The sequence below is a fragment of the Leisingera sp. SS27 genome (assembly GCF_028368855.1).
Classification (GTDB): Bacteria; Pseudomonadota; Alphaproteobacteria; order Rhodobacterales; family Rhodobacteraceae; genus Leisingera.
Genome location: NZ_JAQNCY010000010.1, coordinates 56,533 through 68,856, shown reverse-complemented (window position 1 = coordinate 68,856; position 12,324 = coordinate 56,533). Strand labels below are relative to the sequence as shown.

At 64.2% G+C, this 12,324-nt stretch carries 11 protein-coding genes; 10 read left to right on the top strand and 1 reads right to left on the bottom strand.

The window, feature by feature from the left end:
- Nucleotides 1-122: 122 nt before the first annotated feature.
- The 6 genes from repC to hutU all read left to right on the top strand — a co-directional run bounded on the left by repC (nucleotide 123) and on the right by hutU (nucleotide 8,145).
- Nucleotides 123-1,265, top strand: a complete 1,143-nt coding sequence (gene repC / locus N6L27_RS18090; protein WP_271908754.1) for a plasmid replication protein RepC — start codon at nucleotides 123-125, stop codon at nucleotides 1,263-1,265.
- A 250-nt stretch (nucleotides 1,266-1,515) separates the two neighbouring features.
- Nucleotides 1,516-2,841 (top strand): MFS transporter, encoded by a 1,326-nt coding sequence (locus tag N6L27_RS18085; RefSeq protein ID WP_271908752.1) that lies wholly within the window; start codon nucleotides 1,516-1,518, stop codon nucleotides 2,839-2,841.
- A gap of 105 nt (nucleotides 2,842-2,946) precedes the next feature.
- Nucleotides 2,947-4,155 carry an imidazolonepropionase gene (gene hutI / locus N6L27_RS18080; protein WP_271908751.1) on the top strand — a complete coding sequence of 403 codons (1,209 nt, stop codon included), beginning with the start codon at nucleotides 2,947-2,949 and terminating at the stop codon, nucleotides 4,153-4,155.
- Between the two features lie 5 nt (nucleotides 4,156-4,160).
- The gene (gene hutH, locus N6L27_RS18075) at nucleotides 4,161-5,684 is read left to right on the top strand and encodes a histidine ammonia-lyase (RefSeq protein WP_271908819.1); all 1,524 of its coding nucleotides are present in this window, start codon (nucleotides 4,161-4,163) and stop codon (nucleotides 5,682-5,684) included.
- Nucleotides 5,681-6,466 carry an N-formylglutamate deformylase gene (gene hutG / locus N6L27_RS18070; protein WP_271908750.1) on the top strand — a complete coding sequence of 262 codons (786 nt, stop codon included), beginning with the start codon at nucleotides 5,681-5,683 and terminating at the stop codon, nucleotides 6,464-6,466. Before hutH ends, hutG begins: the two co-directional genes overlap by 4 nt.
- Nucleotides 6,463-8,145 carry a urocanate hydratase gene (hutU, locus tag N6L27_RS18065; protein ID WP_271908749.1) on the top strand — a complete coding sequence of 561 codons (1,683 nt, stop codon included), beginning with the start codon at nucleotides 6,463-6,465 and terminating at the stop codon, nucleotides 8,143-8,145. The genes hutG and hutU overlap by 4 nt, the downstream gene beginning before the upstream one ends.
- Nucleotides 8,146-8,198: 53 nt before the next feature.
- Here the strand turns inward: hutU and N6L27_RS18060 are convergent, their stop codons facing one another.
- A complete protein-coding gene (locus N6L27_RS18060) occupies nucleotides 8,199-8,873 on the bottom strand; it encodes a GntR family transcriptional regulator (protein WP_271908748.1) in 675 nt (224 codons plus the stop codon).
- 107 nt (nucleotides 8,874-8,980) lie between these two features.
- Between N6L27_RS18060 and N6L27_RS18055 the strand changes: the two genes are divergently transcribed.
- The 4 genes from N6L27_RS18055 to N6L27_RS18040 are packed head-to-tail and all read left to right on the top strand — an operon-like array spanning nucleotide 8,981 to nucleotide 12,315.
- Nucleotides 8,981-9,583: an amino acid synthesis family protein gene (locus N6L27_RS18055; RefSeq protein WP_260018902.1), complete on the top strand. Its 603-nt coding sequence runs from the start codon at nucleotides 8,981-8,983 to the stop codon at nucleotides 9,581-9,583.
- Nucleotides 9,555-10,358 (top strand): alpha/beta fold hydrolase, encoded by an 804-nt coding sequence (locus N6L27_RS18050; RefSeq protein ID WP_271908747.1) that lies wholly within the window; start codon nucleotides 9,555-9,557, stop codon nucleotides 10,356-10,358. The genes N6L27_RS18055 and N6L27_RS18050 overlap by 29 nt, the downstream gene beginning before the upstream one ends.
- The gene (locus N6L27_RS18045; RefSeq protein ID WP_271908746.1) at nucleotides 10,355-11,281 is read left to right on the top strand and encodes a flavin reductase; all 927 of its coding nucleotides are present in this window, start codon (nucleotides 10,355-10,357) and stop codon (nucleotides 11,279-11,281) included. Before N6L27_RS18050 ends, N6L27_RS18045 begins: the two co-directional genes overlap by 4 nt.
- Nucleotides 11,278-12,315: an LLM class flavin-dependent oxidoreductase gene (locus N6L27_RS18040; RefSeq protein ID WP_271908745.1), complete on the top strand. Its 1,038-nt coding sequence runs from the start codon at nucleotides 11,278-11,280 to the stop codon at nucleotides 12,313-12,315. Before N6L27_RS18045 ends, N6L27_RS18040 begins: the two co-directional genes overlap by 4 nt.
- Nucleotides 12,316-12,324 lie beyond the last annotated feature (9 nt).

Here is a 12,324-nt window from a genome sequence, read left to right as displayed (position 1 = left end):
ACATTACATCCCAGAAGGCCGTTCTCAGATTTAGCACCTTTGGAATAGCCCTTCAGACTCCTTAGTGTCAACTCCATGCGCTGCATGGGGGCGGGAATTCTTTGTCTTTCGTGAAAATAATCATGGAACAGGCGTCCCAAATCGCATTTGGGCGGCAGGATCCGTGCGGCCGGCTGGCGGGTACTCACGACAAGTGGGATCTTCTGGCCGCGCTGACGCACGCCGCCGCGGAATTTGAACTGAGCCACCGCACCCTTGGCGTCCTGAAGGCATTGCTGACGTTCTTCCCGGAACGCGCATTGCCAGCAGACCCGGACAGCGCCATCGTGTTTCCGTCGAACCGCAAACTGATGGAGCGGCTGAACGGGATGCCCGAAAGCACCCTGCGCCGGCATCTGGCCGCCCTCACCCGCATCGGCATTGTCAGCCGGAAGAACAGCCCCAACCGCAAGCGTTACGCGCGCCGCAGCGGTGATGACACGGCCCTCGCCTTTGGCTTCGATCTCTCCCCCCTCGCCCGCCATGCCGGTCAAATCTTCGGTGCCGCGCTGGAGGCCAAGGCCCGTGCCGAGCACCTGGCAGTGCTGCGCGACCGTGTTGCCGTTCTGCGGCAGGAACTGCTGGAATTGGCTGACGGCACGGCAGAGGCATTGCTGGAGACGGCCCGCAAACTGCTGCGCCGCAAACCCTGCGAAGCGGACCTGTCGGACATGGCCAAGCTGCTGCGCTCGGAAATTGCCAGCCGGACACCGGAGGAAACGCCGCAAGCCGCCCTGCCCGCTGCAGGCAAAATGAGCGCCCCTGTCAGCCAGAATGAGCGGCACATACAGGATTCAATAAAAAAAGATTCTGACTCTGAAGCGCCGCAGACCAAGACGCGCTGCCCTCAGCCTTTGCATTCAGATGCCAGGGACAGCACAGCTGAGAAAAGCAGTGATCTGGCCACTGTCCTGCGTGCCTGTCCCGAGGTTCAAACCTATTACCCCGGCGCGCTGCGAAATTGGCAGGATGCCGACCGCATCGCAGAAACCCTGTCACCTATGATGGGCATCGACATGCCGGTGCTGAGCGACGCACGCGCGGCCATGGGCCGCAAGGAGGCCGCAACGGCGGTGATCTGCATGCTGGAAAAACTCGGTACCATCCGCAGTCCAGGCGCCTACCTCAGACGCTTGGCGCAAAAGGCGCGAGCGGGTCAGTTTTCCACGGCTCCGATGCTGAATGCGCTGCTGCAGGCAGGGAAACAGGCGGAAGTTGTCAGCTGACAATTTTCGGGAACATCACTAATCCCGCCTGCGTGCGAAACCGTTTGCCGCAGGGAGCACGGATGTGGCGCGCCACAGTTACGAGGGCTGAAAATCACATCGGTGCATGCCGGCACCGGCGCGTTCTGAATGAAATTGTCAGCTGACAATTTTCTCCTTCACCTCGGCTGCGGCTGCAGGGGCCATTGCTTTCCCGGCCTCCCGGCGGCCACAGTGGCGGGGATATTCCCAGCCAGAAGGCAAGGCCCCCATGCTCTCCATCCTGCGTAACCGGACCTACCGGCACCTGTTCCTGGCCCAGATTGTGGCGCTGACTGGCACCGGCCTGGCAACCGTTGCGCTTGGCCTTCTGGCCTATGATCTGGCCGGGGAACGCGCGGGGGTGGTGCTGGGGACGGCGCTGACGATCAAGATGGTGGCCTATGTCACAATCGCCCCCATCGCCGCCGCCTGGGCGGAACAGCTGGACCGCCGCCGGATGCTGATCAGCCTCGACATGGTGCGGGTGGCAGTGGCCGTTTGCCTGCCGTTCGTCACGGAGGTGTGGCAGGTCTATCTGCTGATCTTTGTGCTGCAGTCTGCCTCAGCCGGATTCACGCCCGCCTTCCAGGCCTCGATCCCCGATGTGCTGCCGGAGGAGAAGGACTATACTCAGGCGCTGTCGCTGTCGCGGATGGCGTATGAACTGGAAAGCCTCATCAGTCCGATGCTGGCGGCGGCGCTCTTGGTGCTGGTCAGTTCCTCGACGCTGTTCTGGGGTACCGCGGCGGGGTTTGCGGCCTCAGCCTTGCTGCTCGTTTCAATCGTTCTGCCGTCGCCAGCACCCAAGGCGCCCCGGCCCATCTGGCAGCGCACCACCCGGGGCATCCGCAACTATCTGCGTACCCCGCGGCTGCGCGGGCTGCTGGCAATGAACTGGGTGGTCTCGGCAATGGCCGCGATGGTGCTGGTCAATACCGTGGTGCTGGTGCGCGCCGGGCTGGGGCAGGGGGAAAGCGCGGTGGCGCTGGCACTGGCCTGTTTCGGCGGCGGTTCGATGCTGTCGGCAATGCTGCTGCCTCGGCTGCTGGAGCGTGTTCCCGACCGCAGCGTGATGCTGGCGGGCAGCGCGCTGGGGACTGCCGTGCTGATGGTGCTGGCATTGACCGTGCTGGCGCAGCCATTGGATTTTGCACGGCTGGCAATTGCCTGGTTCTTGATCGGCCTTGGCTATTCCGCCGTGATGACACCCTCGGGGCGGCTGCTGGCACGCTCGGCCCATGCGGCAGACCGGCCCGCGATCTTTGCCGCGCAGTTCACCCTGTCGCATGCCTGCTGGCTGGTGTTCTATCCGCTGTCGGCCTGGCTGATGGCATCCTGGGGGGCAGGGGCCGCAATGCTGGTGCTGGCACTGCTGGCTGCCGCGGGGCTGGCCGCCGCGCAGCGTCTGTGGCCTGCGGATAGCGCAGCGCCGGTTGCGCATGAGCACCCGGACCTGCCGCCCGATCATCCGCATCTGCAGGGCGGCCACCCGCATGCGCATCCGATCATCATCGACGATCTGCACCCGCGGATACCGCAGAAAGAGGGACCCTAGCACCGCCGGCCAAAGGCGCCGCTTATTCATTTTATGACTAGACATAATATCCTAAATGAGTAGCTTATTGCCAAACCGGCAACCAAGCGACTCGGGGAGATTTGCGTGACTGGCAACTACGTTCTGACAGGTGCACGGCTGGCCACGATGGTCGGCTCAGACGCGCCTTACGGGCTGATTGAGGACGGGGCTGTTGCGGTCTCGGACGGGAAAATCGTCTGGGCCGGGCCGCGGCAGGAATTGTCAGCTGACAATTTTCCCTGGAAGCATGTTGATCTGGACGGGCGGCTGGTGACACCGGGCCTGATCGACTGCCACACCCATATCGTATTCGGCGGCAACCGCGCGATGGAGTTTGAGATGCGCCTGAATGGCGCCACGTATGAGGAGGTTGCAAGGGCAGGGGGCGGCATCGTCTCCACCGTGTCTGCCACCCGCGAGTCCGCGCTGGAGCAGCTGGTGCAGGGCGCGCTGCCGCGGCTCGACGCGCTGATTGCTGAGGGTGCCGCGGTGGTGGAGGTGAAATCCGGCTACGGGCTGGACCAGACCACCGAACTGAACATGCTGCGCGCTGCCCGCCGCCTGGGCGAATTGCGCCCGGTGACGGTGAAAACCACTTTCCTCGGCGCTCATGCGACGCCCGGTGAGTACAAGGGCCGCGACGATGACTACATCGATCAGGTCTGCATCCCCGCCCTGCGCGCCGCTTTTGCGGAAGGGCTGGTGGATGCGGTCGACGGCTTCTGCGAAAACATCGCCTTTGCCCCCGCCCAGATCGAACGGGTGTTCAAGGTAGCACGGGAACTGGGCCTGCCGGTGAAACTGCACGCCGAACAGCTGAGCCATCAGGGCGGCACCACGCTGGCGGCGCAGTATGGCGCGTTGTCAGTCGATCACGTGGAATATGCAACCGAAGACGACGCCAAGGCGATGGCTGCCGCGGGTTCCGTTGCGGTGATCCTGCCCGGTGCCTTCTATACCATCCGCGAAACCCAGATGCCGCCGATCGAACACTTCCGCGCGCACGGCGTGCCGATGGCGTTGGCGACCGACTGCAATCCCGGCTCCTCGCCTCTGACCTCCCTGCTGCTGACGATGAACATGGGCTGCACCCTGTTCCGCATGACCCCGGAGGAAGCGCTGGCAGGCGTTACACGGCACGCAGCCCGCGCGCTGGGGCTGGCGGACCGCGGCCGGATTGCCGCCGGTATGCGCGCCGATCTGGCGGTCTGGGACGTAGAGAGCCCTGCCGAGCTCGCCTACCGCATCGGCTTCAACCCGCTTTACACCCGTATTTATGAGGGAAAACGATGATCGAGATGATTCAGATGGTTCCGGGCACAGTGACCCTGGCCACGCTGGAAGATATCTACCGCAACCTGACCCCGGCCAAACTGGACGCATCAGCCCGTGAACCGGTGGAGGCTGCAGCCAAAATGGTTGCGGATGCCGCTGCCGGAGAAGAAGCTGTTTATGGCATCAACACCGGTTTCGGCAAGCTGGCCTCGACCAAGATCGCACCGGCTGACACCGCCGCCCTGCAGCGCAACCTGATCCTCAGCCATTGCTGCGGGGTAGGGGAGGCGCTGCCGGAGGATAAGACCCGGCTGATGATGACGCTGAAACTGCTGTCGATGGGACGCGGCGCATCCGGCGTGCGCTGGCTGGTGATTGACCAGATCGAACAGATGCTGGAGCGCGGCGTGGTGCCGGTGATCCCGTCGCAGGGTTCCGTCGGCGCCTCCGGCGACCTGGCACCGCTGGCACATATGGCGGCGGCGATGATCGGGGCAGGGGAGGCCACGTTTGAAGGCACCCGCATGTCCAGCGCGGATGCGCTGAAAAAGGTAGGGTTAGAGCCTATTGTACTGGGTCCCAAGGAGGGCCTGGGGCTGATCAACGGCACCCAGTTTTCGACCGCCTGCGCCTTGGCCGGACTGTTCGATGCCTGGCGCATGGCCGAGGCCTCAATGACCATCGCGTCGCTGACCACGGACGCCATCATGGGATCTACTGCGCCGCTGGTGGCCGACATCCACTCCCTTCGCGGCCATGCCGGGCAGATCGACGTGGCCCGCGAAATGCGCGCCATCATGGACGGGTCCGAAATCCGCGAGAGCCACCGCGAGGATGACACCCGCGTGCAGGATCCCTATTGCATCCGCTGCCAGCCGCAGGTGGTGGGCGCGGCGCTGGACGTGCTGCGGATGGCCGCCAAAACGCTGGAGATCGAAGCGAATGCCGTCACCGACAACCCGCTGGTGCTGGTGAATGAAGGCCGGATCGTTTCCGGCGGCAACTTCCATGCCGAATACGTAGGCTTTGCTGCTGACCAGATTGCGCTGGCGGTGGCTGAAATCGGCGCCATTGCGCAGCGCCGGGTGGCTTTGATGGTGGACCCGACCCTCAGCCACGACCTGCCGCCGTTCCTGACGCCCGATCCCGGTCTGAACTCCGGCTTCATGATCGCCGAGGTGACCACTGCCGCGCTCATGAGCGAGAACAAGCATCTCGCGAACCCCTGCGTGACTGACTCGACCCCGACCTCGGCCAACCAGGAGGACCACGTGTCGATGGCCGCCCACGGCGCGCTGCGTCTGGCGAAGATGAATGCAAATCTGTCGGTGATCCTGGGCGTCGAAATGCTCTGTGCCGCGCAAGGGGTTGAGGCGCGTGCGCCGCTCAAGACCTCGGCCCGCTTGCAGGACGTGCTGGCGATGCTGCGCGAGGAGATCCCCGCGCTGGCCGAGGACCGCTATCTGGCGCCCGACATTGAAACCGCCAGCGCCATGGTCCGCGCGGGCCGCGTGGCGGATGCCGCTGGCGTGAAGGTGGCGGCATGATCGAAGTGACCCAAGGCGCCTCGCCGCTGGTGCTGGGGCTGCCCCACACCGGCACCGATGTGCCGCCGGAGGTTTGGGAGTGCCTCAATGAGACGGGCAGGGCGCTGGCGGACACAGACTGGCATATCCACGACCTGTATTCCAGGCTGGTGGAGGACATCACGACCGTCCGCACGCCGATCCACCGCTATGTGATCGACGTGAACCGCGATCCCGCCGGACTCAGTCTCTATCCCGGGCAAAACACCACTACTCTGGTGCCGCTCACGGATTTTGACGGGCTGCCGATCTGGCAGGAGGGCAAGGAACCCGATGAGGCGGAAATCACCCGCCGCCGCGACGCCTATCACGCGCCCTATCACGCGGCGCTGATGGCGGAGCTGGAGCGGGTGAAGGCAATCCACGGTTTTGCCATACTGTACGATTGCCACTCGATCCGCGGCGATATCCCCTTCCTGTTCGAAGGCCGCCTGCCGGATTTCAACGTGGGCACCAACATGGGTGAAACCTGTGACGCAGCCATTGAGGCGCTGACTGTGGCCCATTGCGAGGCGGCGGAGGGCTATACCTCCACCCTGAACGGGCGCTTCAAGGGCGGTTGGACCACCCGCCATTACGGGCGGCCTGCGGACGGCCTGCACGCGATCCAGATGGAACTGGCGCAGGCCACCTACTGCCAGGAGAGCCCCCCCTGGACCTATCTGCCGGAGCGCGCAGGACAGCTGCGAGCCCATCTCACCAACATTCTGACCGATCTCAAAAACTGGAGGCCCTCGGTATGAGCGATCCCCGCAAGAACACCCGCGACATCTTCCCGCCCACCGGCCCGGAAATCACTGCCAAGCATTGGGTCACCGAGGCGCCGATGCGGATGATGATGAACAACCTGCATCCCGACGTCGCCGAAAACCCGCATGAGCTGGTGGTTTATGGCGGCATCGGCCGCGCCGCGCGCACTTGGAAGGACTTTGACCTCATTGTTGAGACCCTGAAGAACCTCGACGACGACCAGACCCTGATGGTGCAGTCCGGCAAGCCGGTCGGCGTTTTCCAGACCCACAAGGACGCGCCCCGGGTGCTGATCGCCAACTCCAACCTGGTGCCGCATTGGGCCAACTGGGACCACTTCAACGAGCTCGATAAGAAAGGGTTGATGATGTACGGCCAGATGACCGCTGGGTCGTGGATCTATATCGGCACCCAAGGCATCGTGCAGGGCACCTATGAGACCTTTGCCGAGGCCGGCCGCCAGCATTACGGCGGCGACCTCAAGGGCAAGTGGATCCTGACCGGCGGTCTTGGCGGCATGGGCGGAGCGCAGCCGCTGGCGGCTGTGTTTGCCGGTGCCTGCTGCCTGGCGGTGGAGTGCAACCCGGACTCGATCGACTTCCGCCTGCGCACCAAATACCTGGACGAGAAGGCCGAGACCCTGGACGAGGCGCTGGAGATGATCGAGCGCTGGACCGCCGCGGGCGAAGCAAAATCCGTGGGCCTTCTGGGCAACGCGGCTGAGATCTTCCCGGAGCTGGTGAAGCGCGCCGAAGCGGGCGGCATCCGCCCAGATATCGTGACCGACCAGACCTCCGCCCACGACCCGGTCAATGGCTACCTGCCGCTGGGCTGGACCATGGGCGAGTGGAAGGAGCGCCGCGAGAGTGACAAGAAAGCGGTGGAAAAGGCCGCCCGCGCTTCGATGAAGGTTCAGGTCAAGGCGATGTGCGATTTCCACGCGATGGGTGTTCCCACCGTTGATTACGGCAACAACATCCGCCAGATGGCGCTGGAGGAGGGGCTGGAGAACGCCTTTGACTTCCCGGGTTTCGTGCCCGCCTATATCCGCCCGCTGTTCTGCAAGGGCATCGGCCCGTTCCGCTGGTGCGCGCTGTCGGGCGACCCGGAGGACATCCGCAAGACCGACGCCAAGATGAAGGAGCTGTTCCCCGAGAATGAAGGCCTGCACCGCTGGCTGGACATGGCGCAGGAGCGCATTGCCTTCCAGGGCCTGCCCGCGCGGATCTGCTGGATCGGTCTCGGCGACCGCCACAAGGCCGGCCTCGCGTTCAACGAGATGGTCCGCAATGGCGAATTGTCGGCGCCGGTTGTGATCGGCCGCGACCATTTAGACTCGGGTTCCGTGGCCTCGCCCAACCGCGAGACCGAGGCGATGATGGACGGCTCCGACGCTGTCTCCGACTGGCCGCTCTTGAACGCGCTGTTGAACACCGCCTCCGGCGCGACCTGGGTATCCTTGCACCACGGCGGCGGCGTTGGCATGGGCTTTTCGCAGCATTCCGGCGTGGTGATCTGCTGCGACGGCACCGAGGACGCCGACCGCCGCATCGGCCGGGTGCTGTGGAACGATCCGGCCACCGGCGTCATGCGCCACGCGGATGCGGGGTACGGCATCGCCAAGGACTGCGCGCGCGAACACGGGCTGAACCTGCCCGGCATCCTGGGCTGATAATTCAGCCCGCCAAACAAACCTTGATAGCCGGTTTCCAGTGAGGAGACCGGCTATTTTTCTTGCAGCAGCCGCTCGGCGGTGTGTTTGGCGTCGCTCAGGTGCTGTTCGATGGCGGTGCGGGCGGCTTCTGTATTGCCGGAGACGATGGCCTCGCAGATATCCCGCATATGGGCGGGGCCGGGTTTTTGGCGCTCTGCCGTGGAGAGCGTCACCGCCCGCAGCCGGCTGATGCGGCCGTTCAGACGCTGGGCGATTTCCCAGGCGACGTTGTGGCCGGCGCCGTCAAAGATGATCCGGTAGAACTCGGTTGTGGCCTGCAGCATCGGGGTGGGCACGCCTGCGGCCACGGCCTCCTGCAAGTCCTGCAGCGCCGCTTTCAGCTGTTCTGCCAGCTGCGGTGTGATTTGCTGCGCGCAGGCGGTGGCGGCGGCGGTCTCCAGCATCTGGCGGATATCGTAGATCTGCCGCGCGTCGGCCCAGGTGAGCTGCGCCACAATCGGCCCCTTGCCGGGCAGGATCTCCACCAGCCCCTCTGCCTCCAGATAGCGGATCGTTTCGCGCACCACGGTGCGGCTGACGCCGAGCTGGTCGCACAGGGGGCGCTCCACCAGCCGTTCGCCGGGGGCAAACTGGCCGGAGATGATCGCCTCGCGCATCCGTTCCTGCACGATATCGCGCAGGGTCTGCGGCTGGTGGTCGATTTTGCTCATGATGGGGCTGGTCATGTTTCCTCCGATAGCAACCGGGGCAGGGCGGAACAAGTCTGCATTGACATACTGTATTATGGTATACCATATTATGGCAACTGGAATCAGACAGGAAAGACCCGCCGATGCCCGCCGAAATCCGCAAGACGCTGCTGCATGTCGAAGAAACCCTGATCGAGGGCGGCAAGGCAGCTGAGACGCCGCTGAAAATGATTGCCGCGGTGGCGGTGATCAAAAACCCTTGGGCCGGGCAGGGCTTTGTCGAGGACCTGCGCCCGGCGATCCATGACTGCGCGCCGGGTCTGGGCGAGAAGCTGACGGCGATGGTGCTGGAGGCCGCTGGCGGCGGCGATAAGGTGGAGGGATACGGCAAATCTGCCATCGTCGGGGTGAATGGCGAGGTGGAACATGCCTCTGCCCTTATTCACACGCTGCGCTTTGGCAATCACTTCCGCGAGGCGGTGGGGGCGAAATCCTATCTGGCCTTCACCAATACCCGCGGGCCGGCGAATGCCTCGCTGCAGATCCCGCTGATGGACAAGAACGACGGCGGGCGGCGCAGCCATTACCTGACCATCCAGCTGTCGGTCGCGGATGCGCCGGGCCCGGATGAGATCGTGATCGCCCTTGGCGCCTCCATTGGCGGGCGGCCGCATCACCGGATCGGCGACCGCTATCAGGACCTGAAGGAACTGGGCCATGACGTCGACAACCCTGCAGCTGTCTGAGCCTTACGGCCCTGCTGCCTGCCTCAGGGCAGGGGAGGGGGCGCCGCTGGTGCTGATCCACGGGGTTGGCATGCAGTCGGCGGCCTGGGGGCCGCAGATTGAGGCTTTTGCGCAGACCCATGAGGTCATCGCGCTGGACATGCCCGGCCATGGCGGCAGCGCGCCGCTGCCGGAGGGCACCGAACTGCCGGATTATGTGGCCTGGCTGCATGCTGTGCTGCAGGCGCTGGATCTGGGGCCGGTCAGTCTGGCGGGCCATTCCATGGGCGCGCTGATTGCCGGCGGCTATGCTGTCAGCCATCCGGAAAACGCGGCCCGCGTGGCGCTGCTGAACGGGGTGTTCCGCCGTTCAGCTGACGCACGGGCTGCGGTTGAGGTGCGCGCGGCTGAAATCCGCGCGGGCAGCTTTGATCTGGAAACGCCGCTGGCGCGCTGGTTCGGCAACAGCCCCGCCGACCAAGCGGCGCGGGCGCAGGTGGGTGAATGGCTGTCGGGTGTAAACTTGGCAGGTTACGCCGCCGCCTATACCGCCTTTGCCCGCGGCGACAGCACCTATGCGGACGGCTTTGCGGGCATCCGCTGCCCGCTGCTGGCGCTGACCGGCGATGGCGATCCGAACTCGACGCCCGCGATGGCACAGGCCATGGCGGATGCCGCGCCGCAGGGCAGGGCGGTTGTCATCGAAGGCCACCGGCATATGGTCAACCTGACTGCCCCCGCAGCGGTCAACGCCGCCTTGCAGGACTGGCTGGATACGGAAGGAGCAACGTCATGAGCGAGATCGACCCGCGCGCCCTGCGCAATGCATTCGGCACTTTCATGACCGGCGTCACCGTGGTGACAACGCATGACCCCGAGGGAAACCCCATCGGTTTTACCGCCAACTCCTTTACCTCCGTGTCGCTGGACCCGCCGCTGGTGCTGGTCTGTATTGCCAATTCCTCCAGTAATTATGCGGCCTTCGATCAGGCGGATGGGTTTGCCGTCAATGTGCTGGCAGAGGACCAGAAGGACGTCTCCAACACCTTTGCCCGGCCCGTTGAGGACCGTTTTGCCGCCGTCAGCTGGCAGAAGGGGCCTGAGGGCAGCCCGGTGTTTGAGGGCGTTTCCGCCTGGTTCGACTGCTCTATGCACAACCGGGTTGAGGCAGGCGACCACCTGATCCTGATCGGCCGGGTCGAGGCGTTTGAGACCTCGCCAGCGCCGGGGCTGGGATATGCCCGCGGCGCCTATGTGACAGCAGCGGCGGAGGCCGAAGCCCTGACCCAAGGCGCCAAGCTGATTGTCTCAGCCTTGATCGAGCATGAGGGCAAGGTGCTGCTCATGGGCAACGACCAGGGCAAGCTGACGCTGCCTGAAATCCGCGTCGGCAAGGAGGGCGCCTCTGCCGCTCTGGCCAAGCTGATTGCGGACACCGGCGTCGAGGCGGAGCCGGGGTTCATCTATTCCGTCTACGAAGACAAAGCGCGCGAACATCAGCACATCTCGTTTCTGTGCCAATCGGCCGGCGGCACACCGGCCAAGGGTGTTTTCACGGCACTGACCCAATCCACGCTGATGGACATAGCCGATGCGGCGATGTGCACCATGCTGGAGCGGTTCGCCAGTGAAGCCCGGATGGGCAATTTCGGGGTGTATTATGGCAATCAGACCACAGGGCAGGTCCGCCCCGTGGCGACAGGGAGCAAGGGCGCATGAAATTTTCACTCTTTGCGCATATGGAGCGGATTTCCGAAGGGGACGATCAGAAACGGCTTTATGACGAGTTCATCCAGCTGTGCAAAATCGCCGATGACGGCGGCATGCACGCGGTTTGGACCGGCGAGCATCACGGGATGAATTTCACCATCTCGCCGAACCCGTTCCTGAATCTCATTGACGTGGCGCGGCAGACCAAGAACGTGCGCCTGGGCACCGGCACGGTGATTGCGCCGTTCTGGCATCCGATCCGGCTGGCCGGTGAGGCGGCGATGACCGATATCATCACTGAGGGCCGCCTGGATCTGGGCATCGCGCGCGGCGCGTACTCTTATGAATACGAGCGCATGATGCCGGGTATGGACGCCTGGGAGGCGGGTCAGCGGATGCGCGAGCTGATCCCGGCAGTACAGGGGTTGTGGCAGGGCGATTACGCGCAGGAAGGCGAGTTCCATTCCTTCCCGAAAACCACGTCCTCGCCGAAACCGCTGCAGCAGGACGGCCCGCCGATCTGGGTGGCTGCGCGCGATCCGAACAGCCATGAATTCGCGGTTGCACAGGGGTGCAACGTGCAGGTGACGCCGCTGTGGAAAGGCGACGGGGAAATCGCCGATCTGATGGGCAAATTCAACGATGCCTGCGCCAAACACAGCGATGTGCCGCGGCCCAAGATCATGCTGCTGCAGCACACCTATGTGGCCGACAGCCCCGCCGACGTGAAACGCGGGGCGGAGGAGCTCAATCGCTTCTACTGCTACTTCGGGGCCTGGTTCATGAACAAGCGGGACGTCAGCCAGGGCCTGATTGATCCGCTGAGTGACGAGGAGATTGCCGCGCATCCGTTCTACTCGCCCGAGGCGATGGAGCGCGATCTGGTGATCGGTGAACCGGCGGCGGTGATTGAACGGCTGAAAAACTACGAGGCACTGGGGTATGATGAATACGCGTTCTGGATCGACAGCAGCATGAGTTTCGAGCGCAAGAAAGCCTCGCTTGAGCGGTTCATCACGGATGTGATGCCCGCGTTTCAGTAAAGGAGCGGC